Here is a 14,730-nt window from a genome sequence, read left to right as displayed (position 1 = left end):
GCTTCGCTCTGTCCTGGCCTTTGACTTCGCTCAGGCCGAACGGGAAAGGGGGAATGATAGTCTCACTCCCGCCCGACTTCCTTCACCGTGCCGGCAAATTCCTCGAAGTCCCTCGCGTCGGTGAAGTCCTTATAGACGCTGGCGAAGCGGATATAGGCCACGCTGTCGAGGCGCTTCAGCCCCTCCATCACCATTTCGCCGATCGCGCGGGCGGCGACTTCGCCGTCGCCGCTGGTTTCCAGCTGGCGCTGGATGCCGGAGATCAGCTTCTCGATCCGGCTGGGATCGATCGGCCGCTTGCGGCAGGCAATGCCGATGGAGCGGGCCAACTTGTCGCGGTCGAAGGCTTCCTTGCGCCCCTCGCTCTTCACCACCCAGATGTCGCGTAACTGGATGCGCTCGAAGGTGGTGAAGCGCGCGCCGCAGGCTTCGCACTGGCGACGACGGCGGATGGCGGCGCCATCCTCCGTCGGCCGGCTGTCCTTCACCTGGCTGTCTTCATGGGCGCAGAAGGGGCAGCGCAAGCGGGCTTACCCTTCGTAGATGGGGAAGCGGGCGCAGAGCGCGGTGACGCGTTCGCGGACATCGGCTTCCACGGCGGCGTCGCCATGCTCTCCCTTGTCGCGAAGGCCTTCCAGCACGTCGGCGATCATGTCGCCGATCGCCTCGAACTCGGCCACGCCGAAGCCGCGGGTGGTGCCGGCGGGCGAGCCGACGCGGATGCCGCTGGTCTTGGTCGGCGGCAGCGGGTCGCCCGGCACGCCATTCTTGTTGCAGGTGATGAAGCTACGCTCCAGCGCCTCGTCCGCATCCTTGCCCGAAATGCCGTAGGGGCGCAGGTCGATGAGAGCGAGGTGGGTATCCGTGCCGCCCGACACCACGGCCAGACCGCGCTGCTCCAGCTTGCCGGCCAGCGCCTTGGCGTTGGTGACGATCGCCTGGGCGTAGGTCTTGAACTCCGGCTGGAGCGCCTCGCCGAAGGCCACCGCCTTGGCGGCGATGACGTGCATCAGCGGGCCGCCCTGAAGGCCGGGGAAGATGGCCGAGTTGATCTTCTTCGCGATCGCCTCGTCATTGGTCATGATCATGCCGCCGCGTGGACCGCGCAGCGTCTTGTGCGTCGTGGTGGTCACGACGTCGGCATAGCCGAAGGGCGAGGGATGCGCGCCGCCGGCGACCAGGCCGGCGAAGTGCGCCATGTCGACCATGAACAGCGCGCCGACCTTGTCCGCGATGGCGCGGAAGCGGGCGAAGTCGATCGTGCGCGGATAGGCGCTGCCGCCCGCGATGATCAGCTTGGGCTGGCATTCGATCGCTTGGCGCTCGACCGCGTCATAGTCGATCAGGTGCGTGTCTTCGCGCACGCCATATTGCACGGCGTTGAACCACTTGCCCGACATGCTGGGCTTGGAACCATGGGTCAGATGGCCACCGGCATCCAGCGACAGGCCCATGATCGTCTCGCCGGGCTTGACCAGCGCCAGCATCACGCCGCCATTGGCCTGCGCACCCGAATGGGGCTGGACGTTGACGAAGTTGCAGCCGAACAGCTCCTTGGCGCGGTTGATGGCGAGCTGTTCCACCACGTCCGACGGGGCGCAGCCCTGATAATAGCGCTTGCCCGGATAGCCTTCGGCATATTTGTTGGTGAAGACGCTGCCCTGCGCTTCCAACACCGCCTTGGAGACGATGTTTTCCGACGCGATCAGTTCGATCTGGTTCTGCTCGCGCTTCAACTCCTGCTGGACGCCGCCGAACACGGCGGGATCGGCATCGGCCAGGCTGCGCGTGAAATAGCCTTCCGAACGAATGTCGGAGAGGTTGGGCTGGGTGAGGGTTTCGGTGCTCATCTCAAGTCCTTTCAGAGCGCGGGCTGGGACAGTTTCTCGACGCGGCCGGCATGGCGGCCACCGCCGAAATCGGTGGTGAGGAAGGCGGTGACACAGGCCTTGGCCATGTCGACGCCGATCAGGCGCGCGCCCAAAGCGAGGACGTTGGCGTCATTATGCTCGCGCGACAGGGCGGCCGACAGCGGTTCGCCGACCAGAGCGCAGCGGCAGGCGGGATTGCGGTTGACCGCGATCGAGATGCCGATGCCCGAACCGCAGAGCGCGATGCCCCGCTCGGCCGCGCCGGATGCGACGGCTGTCGCGAGCTTGTAACCAAAATCGGGATAATCGACGCGATCGGTGGTTGCCGGACCCAGATCGTCGACTTCATGGCCTTCGTCGCGCAGCCACTGGGCGAGTTCCGCCTTCAGGTCGACGGCGGCATGATCGGAAGCGATAGCGATTTTCATGTGAGAAGCGTCCCTTCACCGAAAGGGTGATTCGTTTCTGCGCGCCTCAATAGGGGCAAGGAACGCCAATTGCCACAGTCCAGCTTGGTCCCTATGGCATCCTTATGGCTGGCACCATCTTATCCATCCTGATGCTCGCGGGCTTGCTGCTGACCGGCGGTGGTATCTACACCATTGCGAAGAAGCGCGACCGCAAGCGCGGCGCGTTGATGATCATCGCGGGCCTGGTGATGTTCGCCAATGTCGCGATCACCGCGATACCGGGGCCGGATTTGCCGGTGCCGGAGCAGCGCTAAAGCGTTTTCGAAGCAGGTGGAATCCCCTGCTGACTCGGAGCCGCAAGGCCAGCGCAGCTAAAACGCGTTACATCAATGCTAGAGCGCAGCGCGAGCGAGGCGAGCAGGTCGGTCTGGGTGATCAGGCCCTGCAACCGATGGTCGGTGTCTACCACGATGGCGGCGCGGCGGGTGCCGCTGCTCAGCGGGCCGATCAGCCGCGCGACCGGCGTGTCGGCATGGACCAGCAGCGGGCGGCGCGCAATGTCGCCGGCCTGCGCGCCGTCCTTGCCCAGATCCAGCGCACCGATGATGCCCTGCACCCGTCCGGCATCGTCGAGCACCGGCAGCGAAAGCAGCCCGCGCGCCTGCATCAACGCTCGTACCTCCGGGACCGGCTGACGGGCAGGGACATGGATCACATCGCGCGACATGATTTCGGCACAGGGCACGGTGCCATGCAACCGCTCGGCGGCGCGCAGTTCTGCATCGGCAAGAAGCTGGCGCACGTCGCCCTCGTCCACGTCCAGCGCATCGCCAAAGCCGTGCAGCGCGTCGGCGACATCCTGTTCGGACGGGCCGGCGCGCAGCAGCGGCGCGGGATCGGTCGTGCCGTGCGGCGCGGGCGCCCTGGGTGCGACATGGGGGTAATTATGACCGGTGATCCGGTGGAACAGGATGGCGACGACCAGTAGCAGCAGCGTGTTCACCCCCACCGGCACCAGCGCGAACAGGTAGCTGCTTGCGACGCCCTTCGCGCCGAGCGCGGCGGACAGAGCCACCGCGCCGCCGGGGGGATGGAGGCAACGGAGCAACGACATGACGGCGATCGCCGCGCCGACCGCCAGCGCCGCGGCGAGTGTCGGATCGGGCACCGCCTTGACCACGGCGATGCCGACGAGGGCCGAAATGACATTGCCGCCCAGCACCGGCCAGGGCTGGGCGAGCGGACTGGCCGGCACCGCGAAAAGCAGCACGGCCGATGCGCCCATCGGCGCCACCAGCAGCGGATGGGCCAGGCCATTGCCCAGCATCAGGCCGCACAGCAAGCCGGTGATGGCGATGCCGCCGATGGCGCCGCTTGCGGCCTTGAGGCGGTCGAGGGAGCTTGGGCCGGGCGGGGCCGGGATGAAGGCGCTGTAATAGCGGCTCCAGATCAGGCGGCCGTCTTTTTGCGGGGCATCGGACATGGCGTTCCGCTAGAGGCGCATGGGCGTCGGGCCAAGCGGGAAAATCCTTGGCCCGTTCAAGTGCGGCTATCGCCCCATCACCGCCCCGTCATCGCCCGCGCATTGGCGAGGAAGGTGCGCCCGATGCGGATTTCGCCGCCGTCGGCGAGCGAGGCGAACCACACGCCGCTGCCGTCATGGCGCAGCCGCGCGATATGCTCGCGCCGGACGATGTGCGATCGGTGCAGGCGCACGAACTGCTGCGGGTCCAGCCGTTCCTCCAGCGAACTGATCGTCTGGTGGAGCAGATAGCTGTGCTGGCCGACATGCAGCCGCATATAGTCGCGCTCCGCCTCGATCCGGTCGATCTGGTCGGTGGCGATGCGGATCAGTTCGGACCGGTGCGGCACCCAGAATTCCTCCGCCCATTCGGGCTGGGGTTCGCTGGTCGTGGCGGCGGCTTCGGGCAGTTGGTTGCGCAGCGCGATTTCGACCCGGTCGATCGCGCGGGTCAGCCGGTCATGGGCGACGGGCTTCAGCATATAGTCGACCGCCGCCAGATCGAACGCCTCGACCGCGAAGCCCTCGAACGCGGTGACGAAGATCACCGCCGGGCGGATGCCGAGGCGTCCCACCGCGCGCGCGACGCCGATGCCGTCGAGCAGGGGCATGGCGATGTCGAGCATGACGAGGTCGGGCTTCAGCCCCTCGATCAGGCGCAGCGCCGCCTCGCCATCGGTGGCGGTGCCGACGAGGGCAATGCGCGGTTCGCGGGCGCAGAGCATCTGGAGGCGCTCGATCGCGAGCGGCTCGTCATCGACGATCATGGTGCGGATGGACATGGGCGGTCAGCAACCCCGGCGGATGATGGGAAGGGTGAGGAGCACGGCGAAGCCGCCCGTCTCGCGCGGACCATAGACGATGCGGCCCTGATCGCCAAAGCGCGCCGTCAGCCTGTCGCGCACATTGGCAAGGCCGATGCCATTGCCGCGATCGGCCTCGCCCGGCGGGGTGTCGCCATTGTCGGTGACGTTGATGTGCATCAGGTCGCCATCCTCCCGCGCGGTGATGCGGATCTCGACCGGACTGGACGTGCGCGAGACGCCATATTTGATCGCATTTTCCACTACCGGCTGGAGGATGAGGCCGGGGACGCAGGCCCCCATCAGCGCCGGCGGAATGTCGATCACGGTCGTCAGTCGATCGGGGAAGCGCACCGCCTCGATATCCAGATAGAGTTTCTGGAGATGGACTTCCTCCTCCAGCGGCACATCGTCCAGCGGGTCGCCGGTCAGGCTGGTGCGGTAGAAGTTGGACAGCGACATGATCATCTGCTCGGCCTCGTCCGGGCGGTTGCGCATGACCAGGGTCGACAGCGAATTGAGCGTGTTGAACAGGAAATGCGGGTTCACCTGATAGCGCAATGATCGCAGTTCCGCCTGCTGGGCCGCTTGTTCCAGCCGGGCGGCGCGGCGCTCGGTGCTGCGGGCCTCGGCCGCGTAGGACAGGGCGAGGTAGAGGCCGGCCCAGGCCGACAGGAAGAAGAAGCGGCTGATCGCGTCCTCGACGATGCTGATCAGGACGTAATTTTCCTCCGCCGCCTTCTTCTGCATCTCCGCGTCGGAAAAGAGCGACACGGGGTCATAGACGTTGAACATATAATAGTTGGCCGCCGCCATCGCGAGCGCGAACGGAGCGGCAAGCGAGAAGGCCGCGACCACGCGGACCAGCAGCGGTCGCCGGTCGAAGCGCCGCAGGGCCAGATAGAGGATCCAGGTGACGATGATGCCGATGACCGCCACCACCATGCGGCGCGCGGCCAGCTCCATCTGGGCATCGAACCCGATGACGACGGCGCGCAAGCTCACAATCAATGTGTAGAACAGCCAGAAACCCAATATGGAATAAAGCGCGACCGCGGGAGAGACGCCGCGTTCGCCGTCTTCGGAAACATATGTCATCCTGTCGGTCTACGCGCCCGCGCGCCGTTTGTCGCCCCGTCTGCCGGTAACTTGTCGAACGGCTTTGCATGTTGGTCGAACGGGCAGGAGCGGAACCGCCCCCGGCGCCCGTCCGTTGATCCGATGAAGCGTCATCAGCCATGGCGTGAAAGGAGAGACAGATGAGCGACGGGACCGACATCCGCCCGCACAGCCGCGAGGAAGCCGGCGACGTGCGCGCCACCGACCGGCAGGACCATGAAATCAGCCGGGAGGAGAAGCTGGAAGAAGGATTGAAGGATTCGATGGACGCATCCGATCCGCCCGCGACCACCAAGCCGGGCGACCATGGCGATCCGGTGCCCTCGTCCGGCTATAAGTCACGGGATTGATGGTGTCCCCCCGCTAATTTCATGTTAGCTTGCCGGGACGGAAGAGCGAACGCGCAGCCGTATGCGAGAGGAGCGACCGATTCATGCCAACATCCTGCACCCCCGCCGTCGAACGCATCGCCAGGGTACTCGCCGGGCGTCATTTGAGCTTGAACGGCGAGGGCAGCGATCCCCATGCGGCCGGCGCGGTGGACGCCGCATGGCGCGACCATGTGGATGACGCCTATGCCATCCTCAACACGCTGCGCGAGCCGGATGCCCAGATGGCGCAGGCGGGCGACGTGGCGGTGTGGCGCAGCATGATCGGGGCGGTGCTGGACCGTCGGCCGGGCGCGTAAGGTCTTTTCTAACCAATTCAGGCTATTGGGGCGCATCGGAGGTCCGCGCCCCAATGCTCAATGCCCATTACAGCATTAATTTCCGCCATGACATCGGCCTGATGGATTTCGCCTGGCACCGCTATTTTTCGGCGGAGGATGTCGGTCCCTATGCCGATGCGTGCAAGGCGCGATTCGCGGCCGAAGGTTTCCGTCCCGGCTATCTGTTGCGCATGGACATGAGTGAAAGCGCGGTCCAGCCGCAGGACGCCCTGGCGATGTTCCGCACCCATTTTGACGGTTTTCCGCGCGCCCGTCGCATCGCTGTCGTCACCGCCAGCGCCATTGCCCGCTTGCAGGTCCGGCGCGAGATGACCCAGCCCTATATGCGCATATTCGGTACCGCCGATGAGGCCCTGCAATGGCTGACGGAAGACAGGTGCGTTCCGGCCTGATTTCTGTCATCATCCTGTCGCACAAGGATGATTTTCATGTTGCGCTGCACAAAGAAATCTGATCCCTTGTGAATGTCGGTGGAACGGGCGCTTAAGCCTTCAGTAACCATGAGGAGCGCATGTTCTATCGTACGACTTGAAGTCGGAGGGCAAGGACATGGGCACGAGTGCAAGACCGGCGGATGGGGCCGTTACCCTGGCGGAGTTGCGTGAATTCGCCAGCTTCCCGTCTGCCACGCAACGTTATATCCGCAGATCGCTGGACATCGGGCTGCATCGCCGCGACGCGATGAAGCTCTGGTCGCGCGACATGGTGGAAGAGGCGTCGATCCGGGCGCAAGCGCGGATCTACGGCCGCCTCGACGAGATCAAGACGCGCGTGCCCGACGATAGCGGGTTGGAGCAGGTGGAGCCGTTCATGGCGCCGCTGGTGACGGTTTCGGCCTTCGATCTGGGGCAGGACCGGCTGTGCAGCTTTTCCGCCTATCGCTTCCTCTATGAGCGATTGCTGGGTGCGGGCGCGCGGCCCTGGCTACCGGGCGCCTTCTGCGCGGCGGCGAGCCTGCCGCACCTCCATCCCGACAAGCGCCGCGCGCTGCTCCAGTCGATCAGCGAAGCGGCGGCGACGGCGGTCGGCTGGTCCAACCGCGAGCCGACCTTCTACCCCGAATGGGTCGAGAAGGTCGACATGAGCAAGGCGAACTGATTTATCGGGGCCGTCCTTCCGGGGGGATGGGCGGTTGGCTAGAAGGGGCGCGACGGCATCGGCCGGTCGCGCCCTTTTTGCGTGCATCCCGCATCTCGGATCAATCTGACAATACCTAACTCCAGCAAAAAAAGGGCCGCCCGATCGGCAGCCCCTTCATGTTCCTTCCAACCTGATCCTCAGCGGATCGGCGAGTCGGGCGACAGGCGCATGTCGAGATAATTGTCGACCGACTTCATCAGCTGGTCGAGTTCATGCTCGAAGAAATGGTTCGCGCCCTTGATCTCGTCATGATGGATGGTGATGCCCTTCTGGGTGCGCAGCTTGTCGACCAGCTTCTGGACGGCGCTCGCAGTCACCACCTCGTCCGACGTGCCCTGCACGATGATGCCCGAAGAAGGGCAGGGGGCGAGGAAGGAGAAATCATACATGTTCGCAGGCGGCGCGACCGAGATGAAGCCGCGGATTTCCGGGCGGCGCATCAGCAACTGCATACCGATCCACGCGCCGAAGGAGAAGCCCGCGATCCAGGTGGTCTGCGCTTCGGGGTGGAAGCTCTGCACCCAATCGAGCGCGGCGGCCGCATCGCTCAACTCGCCGATGCCATTGTCGAACGTGCCCTGGCTGCGGCCGACGCCCCGGAAGTTGAAGCGCAGCACGGCGAAACCGCGCTTTACGAAGGTCTTGTAGAGCGCCTGGGTGATGCGATCGTTCATCGTGCCGCCGCCCTGCGGATGCGGGTGCAGGATCATGGCGACCGGCGCGCGCGGACGCGGCGGGGGGCTGAAGCGGCCTTCGAGGCGGCCTTCGGGTCCGGGAAAGATTACGTCGGGCATGGCACCTGTTATAGTTCTGGGCCGCCCCATTCCAGACGTGGAGTCGGGCGGCAGGGATAGGATCGGTGCGCGCCAAGGCTTATGCTGGCGCGACGCGGCAAAGCGCCTATATAGATGCCGCCGCCATTTCCGCAATCAATGAGTAATGCCCGCTTGGCCGCCGACCGTCTTTATCTCGATCATGCCGCAACCACTCCGATGCTGCCGCAGGCGCAAGCGGCGATGACAGCGGCGCTGGCCGGCTGGGCCAACCCGTCCAGCCCCCATGCGGACGGTCGCGCCGCCCGCACTACGCTGGAGGATGCGCGCAAGCGGATCGCGGCGGCGCTCGGGTGGAACGATCACATCATCTTCACCTCCGGTGCGAGCGAGGCGATCGCGATCGGGCTGACGCGGGCCAAGGCGGGGCGGATCGTCACCTCGCCGGTCGAGCATGACGCGGTGCTGCGCGTGACCAAGGGCGCGGAGCGGCTGGGGGTGGATCAGAACGGAATGGTTCAAACCTCCGTTCGGGCTGAGCCTGTCGAAGCCCTGTCTTTCTCTTCTGAAGAAAAGAACGGCCCCCTTCGACTGCCAGCTTGCAGCAGGCGCTCAGGACAGGCTTCGACAGGCTCAGGGCGAACGGACGAAAGACATATTCTCGCCATCCAGCACGTCAACAACGAGACCGGCGTGATCCAGCCACTCGACCGGATCGACCGCGATGGCGCCATCCTCTTCGCCGATTGCGCCCAGAGCGCGGGTAAGCTGCCCCTCCCGAACGCCGACATGATCGCGATCAGCGCGCATAAATTCGGCGGTCCGCCCGGCATCGGTGCGCTGCTGATCCGCGATCTGGCGCTGATCGAGCCGAGCGGCGGGCAGGAGCAGGGCTATCGTGCCGGGACCGAGAACCTTCCCGCTATCCTTGCCATGGCCGCCGCGCTGGAGGCGCGCGGCGACTGGCTGGCGACAGCGGTGGTGCTGCGCGCCCGGCTCGACGCAGCGATAGAGGCGGCGGGCGGGGTGATCGTCGCGCGCGATGCGCCGCGCCTGCCCGCCATCGCCAGCTACCGGATGCCGGGCCTGTCTGCCCGCGCACAACTCATCCAGTTCGACCTCAAGGGCATTTCGGTGTCGGCGGGCAGCGCCTGTTCGTCCGGTTCGCTCAAGACCAGCCATGTGCTGGGCGCGATGGGCTGGACCGAAGCCGCCGCGTCCGAAGTCGTGCGCGTCAGCTTCGGCCCGCAGACGAGCGAGGTGGATATCGACCGCTTCCTCGACGCCTGGACCGGCATGGCCCGGAAACTTTCTGCGCAGGCGCGCCGATGATCTATCTCGATTATCAGGCGACCACACCGCTCGCCCCCGAAGCCTTCGACGCCATGGTGCCGTTGCTGTGGGACCAGTTCGCCAATCCGCACAGCGCCCATCGGCCCGGTCGTGCCGCCGCCGCGCAGGTCGAACTGGCGCGCGACGAGATCGCCAGGCTGCTGCCTTCGGGCGGTAGGCTCCTCTTCACCTCTGGCGCGACCGAGGCGCTCAACATCGCCATTCAGGGCGCACCCGTGGGCGGCATCGTCACCATCGCCACCGAACATGCGGCCGTGCTCGATACGGTTGAGGCGATGCGCCGGGTCGGGCGCGATGTCACTATCCTGCCGGTCGGGCATGACGGGCTGGTCGACATGGATGCCGCCCGCGACGCCATCCGGCCGGGCGTTGCGCTGGTCGCGGCGATGCTGGTCAATAACGAGATCGGCGTGATCCAGCCGGTCGAGGCGCTCGCCGCTCTGGCGCGGGAAGCGGGCGCGCTGTTCCTGTGCGACGCGGTGCAGGGCTATGGCCGGGCGCCCATCCCGCAGAACTGCGACATGGTGGCGATCAGCGGGCATAAGATCCATGGTCCCAAGGGGATCGGCGCGCTCTGGCTGCGCGACGGCGTGAAGCCTGCCCCCCTGATCCACGGCGGGGGACAGGAGGGCGGTTTGCGATCGGGCACGCTCTCGCCCGCCCTCTGCGCCGGATTCGGCGTCGCCGCGCGGCTGATGCGCGAACGGGCGGAGGCGGACCGCGCTTATGTCGAGCAACTGGCGTCCCTTGCACGCGATCTTTTTGCCGACTGGACGCTGAACGGCTCTGCAACGGCGCGCTATCCCGGCAATCTCAACCTGCGGCGCGATGGCATCGATGGCGCGCGGTTGTTGTCCCATTGCCGTAATATTGCTTTTTCGTTGGGAAGTGCTTGCGCAAGCGGGTCCGGGCGGCCTAGCCATGTGCTGCGGGCGCTGGGGTTGACGGATGGCCAGGCGCGCGGATCGGTGCGGATCGGCTTTGGCCGCTACACGACCCGGCAGGAGTTGGAGAGGGCAGCAGAGGCATTGAATGAGGCGGCAGCCGTACAAGCGGCGCCGTGACAAGGGAGCGTCGCACCAATGACCAGGATCACCTTCATCAGCGCTGATGGCGAGCGGCGGCAGGAGGTCGACGCCCCGGCGGGATCGGTCCTGCTGGAGATTGCGCAGGCTGCTGGCCAGCCGCTGGAGGGGACGTGCGAGGGGCAGATGGCCTGCTCCACCTGCCATGTCATTGTCGACGCTGGGGATTTCTGCAGACTGCCGCGCGCCGGCGAGGATGAGGAAGATATGCTCGACCTTGCCGCCGCCGCGACCCGCACCAGCCGTCTGTCGTGCCAGATCGTGCTGGACGCCGAACTGGACAGTCTGACCGTCCGCATTCCGAATGAATCCTACAATATGCAGGGCATGTGATCCCACCCATGAAGATTTTGACCGCTCTGGCTGCGCTGACGCTGCTGGCCGCCCCGTCCATCGCCGCTGACAAGAAGAAGACGCCCGCCGGGGAACCCGCGCCGACCGGGCGACTCGATTCGCTGATGCCCGCCGCGCCGCGCTATCTGGTGCCGCAGTCGGCGCTGACATCGGCCCGCAACCCCGCCGAGATCGAGAAGGAAACGGGCGGTCGTCTGGGTGTGGCGCTGGTCGACAGGAGCGGCGCGCTGCTGCTCGGCTTCAATCGCGACGAGCGGTTCGCCATGTGCTCGACCTTCAAGGCGCCGATGGCCGCCGCCGTCCTGCTGGGCGCGGAGGGTGGCAAGTTCGGGCTGGAGGGGGAGATACCCTTCAGCGATGCCGACATCCTCGATTATGCGCCGGTGGTGAAGAAGAACAGGAAGCGCGGCCGCATGAGCATGGGCGAACTGGCGCAGGCGGCGGTGGAGGTGAGCGACAACAGCGCCGCCAACCTGCTGTTGCCGATGCTGGGCGGGCCGGAAGGGCTGACCGCCTTCATGCGCGCCCATGGCGACAGCGTGACCCGGCTCGACCGCAACGAACCCACGCTCAACGAAAATGCCAAGGGCGACGAGCGGGACACCACCACGCCGGCCGCCATGGCGGGCCTGATGGGGCGGCTATTCTTCAAGGACCTGAAGAGCGAAAGCGCCGACAAGCTGCGCGCCTGGTTCAACGCCAGCAGCACCGGCGACCATCGCATCAAGGCGGGCCTGCCCGAAGGCTGGACTTCGGGCAGCAAGACCGGGACCTGCGGCACCGCCTATAATGACGTGGCGCTGGTCAAATCCCCGGCAGGCGACGAATATATCCTCGCCATCTATCTCGACCGGCCGACCGTGGACGCCAGGAAGGCCGAAGCCGCCATCGCGGAGACGGCGCAGGCCGCGCTCGCCTTCGTCGCCAAGGCGCAGAAGAGCGGGTTGGAGTAGGGGCGGGCGCTTCTAGCGGGGGCGGAAAGCGATCAGGAGCGGCCATAAAAATCCTCCCCTGCAAGGGGAGGGGGACCGGCGAAGCCGGTGGAGGGGTGTCACCTTATCGAGAGCGGGACACCCCTCCGTCAGGCGCTACGCGCCTGCCACCTCCCCTTGCAGGGGAGGATGAAAAAGCGGTCGGGCTGCAAACCCACCAACTTCGTCATTCCCGCGAAGGCAAGAACCCATCTCCTGACGTGGCCCCAAGCGCGAGGTTGGGGAGATGGATCCCCGCCTCCGCGGGGATGACGGTATGAGAAATATCCTTTCACATTTGACCCGTGGCGTCGACGCGCATGGAGAGCGATAAATTCGCCTGGCCCTTGATCGCACCGAAGAAATCCGATCCCCCTTGCCAACCTGTCATCCCTTCGCCATATGCCGCGCCGGGAGTCGGGCGGACGTGATCGTCGCGAACCGGGTCAGGTCCTGACGGAAGCAGCCACAGTGATTTCGTCACGGGTCGTTTCGGCTCCCACCTCCAATCATCATCCAGCTTCGACAATGGCCGTTCGAGCGGCTAGGACAATAGGATGTCCGATTCACCGCAGCCCTATCGCGTTCTCGCGCGCAAATATCGACCGCGCAGCTTTCATGAGCTGATCGGGCAGGACGCGATGGTCCAGACGCTGGGCAACGCGATCAAGCGGGGCCGGCTGGCGCACGCCTTCCTGATGACCGGCGTGCGCGGGGTGGGGAAGACCTCCACCGCGCGCCTGATCGCCAAGGCGCTCAATTGCATCGGCCCGGACGGGCAGGGTGGTCCGACCATCGATCCGTGCGGGGTATGCGAACCCTGCCGGGCGATCGCCGAGGGCCGCCATATCGACGTGGTCGAGATGGACGCCGCCAGCCATACCGGCGTCGACGATGTACGCGAGATCATCGAGGCGGTGCGCTATGCCGCCGTGTCGGCGCGCTACAAGATCTACATCATCGACGAAGTCCATATGCTGTCCAAGAACGCCTTCAACGCGCTGTTGAAGACGCTGGAGGAGCCGCCCGCCCATGTGAAATTCCTGTTCGCCACGACCGAGGTGAACAAGGTGCCGGTGACGGTGCTGTCGCGCTGCCAGCGCTTCGACCTGCGCCGCATCCCGGCGGACCTGCTCGCCGTCCACTTCACGAATGTGGTGGAGGCGGAAAACGTCGCGGCCGAACCCGATGCGCTGGCGCTGATCGCGCAGGCGGCCGAAGGGTCCGCGCGCGACGGCCTTTCGATTCTGGATCAGGCCATCGCCCATGCGGAGATGGGGCCGGATGGAGAAGGGGGGGGCGCCCCGCTCGTCACCGCCGCTCAGGTGCGCGATATGCTGGGCCTGTCCGACCGCGGTTCCACGCGCCGCCTGCTCGGTCTGCTGCTGGAGGGCGATACCGGCGCGCTGCTGGACGCGGTGCGCGACCAATATGCGCTGGGCGTCGAGCCGCTGGCGCTGATGCGTGGCCTGCTGGAGCTGACCCATGCGGTGACGTTGGTGAAGGCCGGGCGCGACATTTCCAGCCCAGGCCAGTCGGCCGAGGAGCGCGAGGCGCTGGCCGACTGGGCCTCGCAACTCGGCTTCGCGCCGCTCCATCGTCTCTGGCAATTGCTGCTCAAAGGGCATGACGAGGTGGCGAGCGCCGTCCTGCCGATCGAAAGCTGCGAAATGGCGCTGCTGCGGGTGATGCACGCCGCGACCATGCCCGATCCGGGCGAGATTGCGCGGATGCTGCGCGAGGGCAGTTCCGTCGCCGCGCCGGCTGCGGCCGATGGCGCAGCGGCGTCGGCGTCTTCCGCGCCGATTGCGCGGTTGCCTCATACGATGGAGGAAGTTGTCGCGCTGGTCGATAAGCACAAGGCATCGTTGGCCATTCATCTGAATGATTGCGCGGCGCTTGTTTCTTTGTCGCCGCCCGACATAGCCATTCGGTTGACCGACGCTTGGCCGCAGGGCGACTTTAAGCGAGATTTAGAGCAGGCGTTGAATGCCGCTACTCCGGGAACACGCTGGAGCGTGCGGCTGGAAGAAAGCGGTGGCGAGCTAACGCTGCGACAACAGGAAGAAGCAGTGAAGGCTGCTGCCCGCGCGCAGATTTTGGAAACCCCGGTGGTCAAGGCGGCGATGGCGGCCTTCCCCGATGCCGAGCTGGACGACAGGCTCGAACAATGGAGTGCTGAAGCATGAAAGATCTGAATGAAATCCTGGGCATGGCGAGCCGTGTTCAGGAAGAGTTGCAACGGGCGCAGGACAATCTCGACAAGCTGGAAGTCGAAGGTGCGGCGGGTGGCGGTCTGGTCAAGATACGCGCATCGGCCAAGGGCCGCATCGTCGGCGTGTCGATCGACGACAGCCTGCTCGCCCCGTCGGAAAAGCAGATGCTGGAAGACTTGATCACTGCCGCACTCAATGATGCGCGCAAGAAGGCGGATGAAGTCAGCAACGCCGAAATGAGCAAGATGACGGCCGGCCTGCCGCTGCCCCCCGGTTTCAAGCTGCCTTTTTGATCGCAGTCTTGCGATCACTCGCGGTTCATTGTTGCTATGATATGACCATGGCTGATTGATTGACGCGCCGGGCATCCCCATAAAGGCGAT

The 14,730-nt window shown here is 65.7% G+C and carries 18 protein-coding genes and 1 other RNA gene; 12 read left to right on the top strand and 7 right to left on the bottom strand.

From position 1 onward, the window contains the following. Window positions 1-62 precede the first annotated feature (62 nt). Genes nrdR through rpiB form a run of 3 tightly spaced genes read right to left on the bottom strand, consistent with a single transcriptional unit; the run spans window position 63 to window position 2,299 of the window. Complete coding sequence (nrdR, locus tag AC58EF_RS18630; protein ID WP_497277850.1) at window positions 63-524, bottom strand: transcriptional regulator NrdR; 462 nt, start codon at window positions 522-524, stop codon at window positions 63-65. A 6-nt stretch (window positions 525-530) separates the two neighbouring features. Continuing rightward, window positions 531-1,850 carry a serine hydroxymethyltransferase gene (glyA, locus tag AC58EF_RS18625; RefSeq protein WP_497277849.1) on the bottom strand — a complete coding sequence of 440 codons (1,320 nt, stop codon included), beginning with the start codon at window positions 1,848-1,850 and terminating at the stop codon, window positions 531-533. Between the two features lie 11 nt (window positions 1,851-1,861). Next, entirely contained in the window at window positions 1,862-2,299 is a 438-nt protein-coding gene (gene rpiB / locus AC58EF_RS18620) for a ribose 5-phosphate isomerase B (RefSeq protein ID WP_497277848.1), read from the bottom strand. Window positions 2,300-2,403: 104 nt separating this feature from the next. Here rpiB and AC58EF_RS18615 point away from each other — a divergent pair, with 104 nt between their 5' ends. Then, complete coding sequence (locus AC58EF_RS18615; protein ID WP_497277847.1) at window positions 2,404-2,595, top strand: hypothetical protein; 192 nt, start codon at window positions 2,404-2,406, stop codon at window positions 2,593-2,595. Here the strand turns inward: AC58EF_RS18615 and AC58EF_RS18610 are convergent. The 3 genes from AC58EF_RS18610 to AC58EF_RS18600 form a co-directional block, all read right to left on the bottom strand. Then, window positions 2,592-3,764: an HPP family protein gene (locus AC58EF_RS18610; RefSeq protein WP_497277846.1), complete on the bottom strand. Its 1,173-nt coding sequence runs from the start codon at window positions 3,762-3,764 to the stop codon at window positions 2,592-2,594. The genes AC58EF_RS18615 and AC58EF_RS18610 overlap by 4 nt on opposite strands. Window positions 3,765-3,841: 77 nt before the next feature. Then, window positions 3,842-4,585 (bottom strand): LytR/AlgR family response regulator transcription factor, encoded by a 744-nt coding sequence (locus AC58EF_RS18605; RefSeq protein ID WP_497277845.1) that lies wholly within the window; start codon window positions 4,583-4,585, stop codon window positions 3,842-3,844. Window positions 4,586-4,591: 6 nt separating this feature from the next. After that, complete coding sequence (locus AC58EF_RS18600) at window positions 4,592-5,704, bottom strand: sensor histidine kinase (protein ID WP_497277844.1); 1,113 nt, start codon at window positions 5,702-5,704, stop codon at window positions 4,592-4,594. A gap of 161 nt (window positions 5,705-5,865) precedes the next feature. Here AC58EF_RS18600 and AC58EF_RS18595 point away from each other — a divergent pair, with 161 nt between their 5' ends. From AC58EF_RS18595 to AC58EF_RS18580, 4 genes are all read left to right on the top strand, one after another. Then, window positions 5,866-6,075 (top strand): hypothetical protein, encoded by a 210-nt coding sequence (locus AC58EF_RS18595; RefSeq protein WP_497277843.1) that lies wholly within the window; start codon window positions 5,866-5,868, stop codon window positions 6,073-6,075. A gap of 83 nt (window positions 6,076-6,158) precedes the next feature. Continuing rightward, window positions 6,159-6,413 carry a hypothetical protein gene (locus tag AC58EF_RS18590; protein WP_497277842.1) on the top strand — a complete coding sequence of 85 codons (255 nt, stop codon included), beginning with the start codon at window positions 6,159-6,161 and terminating at the stop codon, window positions 6,411-6,413. Window positions 6,414-6,466: 53 nt separating this feature from the next. Beyond that, complete coding sequence (locus tag AC58EF_RS18585) at window positions 6,467-6,847, top strand: STAS/SEC14 domain-containing protein (RefSeq protein ID WP_497277841.1); 381 nt, start codon at window positions 6,467-6,469, stop codon at window positions 6,845-6,847. A gap of 157 nt (window positions 6,848-7,004) precedes the next feature. Next, window positions 7,005-7,553: a hypothetical protein gene (locus AC58EF_RS18580; protein ID WP_497277840.1), complete on the top strand. Its 549-nt coding sequence runs from the start codon at window positions 7,005-7,007 to the stop codon at window positions 7,551-7,553. Window positions 7,554-7,732: 179 nt separating this feature from the next. On the opposite strand, the gene AC58EF_RS18575 is transcribed toward AC58EF_RS18580, so the two are convergent. Next, entirely contained in the window at window positions 7,733-8,389 is a 657-nt protein-coding gene (locus AC58EF_RS18575) for an alpha/beta hydrolase (protein WP_179042312.1), read from the bottom strand. A gap of 153 nt (window positions 8,390-8,542) precedes the next feature. Here AC58EF_RS18575 and AC58EF_RS18570 point away from each other — a divergent pair, with 153 nt between their 5' ends. The 7 genes from AC58EF_RS18570 (at window position 8,543) to AC58EF_RS18540 (ending at window position 14,640) form a co-directional block, all read left to right on the top strand. Beyond that, complete coding sequence (locus tag AC58EF_RS18570; protein ID WP_497277916.1) at window positions 8,543-9,700, top strand: cysteine desulfurase family protein; 1,158 nt, start codon at window positions 8,543-8,545, stop codon at window positions 9,698-9,700. After that, complete coding sequence (locus tag AC58EF_RS18565) at window positions 9,697-10,785, top strand: cysteine desulfurase family protein (protein WP_497277839.1); 1,089 nt, start codon at window positions 9,697-9,699, stop codon at window positions 10,783-10,785. The genes AC58EF_RS18570 and AC58EF_RS18565 overlap by 4 nt, the downstream gene beginning before the upstream one ends. 18 nt (window positions 10,786-10,803) lie before the next feature. Beyond that, window positions 10,804-11,139 carry a 2Fe-2S iron-sulfur cluster-binding protein gene (locus AC58EF_RS18560; protein WP_497277838.1) on the top strand — a complete coding sequence of 112 codons (336 nt, stop codon included), beginning with the start codon at window positions 10,804-10,806 and terminating at the stop codon, window positions 11,137-11,139. An 8-nt stretch (window positions 11,140-11,147) separates the two neighbouring features. Then, the gene (gene blaSGM / locus AC58EF_RS18555; protein ID WP_497277837.1) at window positions 11,148-12,113 is read left to right on the top strand and encodes an SGM family class A beta-lactamase; all 966 of its coding nucleotides are present in this window, start codon (window positions 11,148-11,150) and stop codon (window positions 12,111-12,113) included. Between the two features lie 427 nt (window positions 12,114-12,540). Then, window positions 12,541-12,638: signal recognition particle sRNA small type (gene ffs / locus AC58EF_RS18550), an RNA gene on the top strand. Between the two features lie 50 nt (window positions 12,639-12,688). Further along, window positions 12,689-14,320 carry a DNA polymerase III subunit gamma/tau gene (locus AC58EF_RS18545; RefSeq protein WP_497277836.1) on the top strand — a complete coding sequence of 544 codons (1,632 nt, stop codon included), beginning with the start codon at window positions 12,689-12,691 and terminating at the stop codon, window positions 14,318-14,320. After that, window positions 14,317-14,640: a YbaB/EbfC family nucleoid-associated protein gene (locus AC58EF_RS18540; RefSeq protein ID WP_497277835.1), complete on the top strand. Its 324-nt coding sequence runs from the start codon at window positions 14,317-14,319 to the stop codon at window positions 14,638-14,640. The genes AC58EF_RS18545 and AC58EF_RS18540 overlap by 4 nt, the downstream gene beginning before the upstream one ends. Window positions 14,641-14,730: the final 90 nt, after the last annotated feature.

Source organism: Sphingobium sp. WR1 (assembly GCF_059693745.1).
This window is presented reverse-complemented; position numbering and strand designations above follow the sequence as displayed.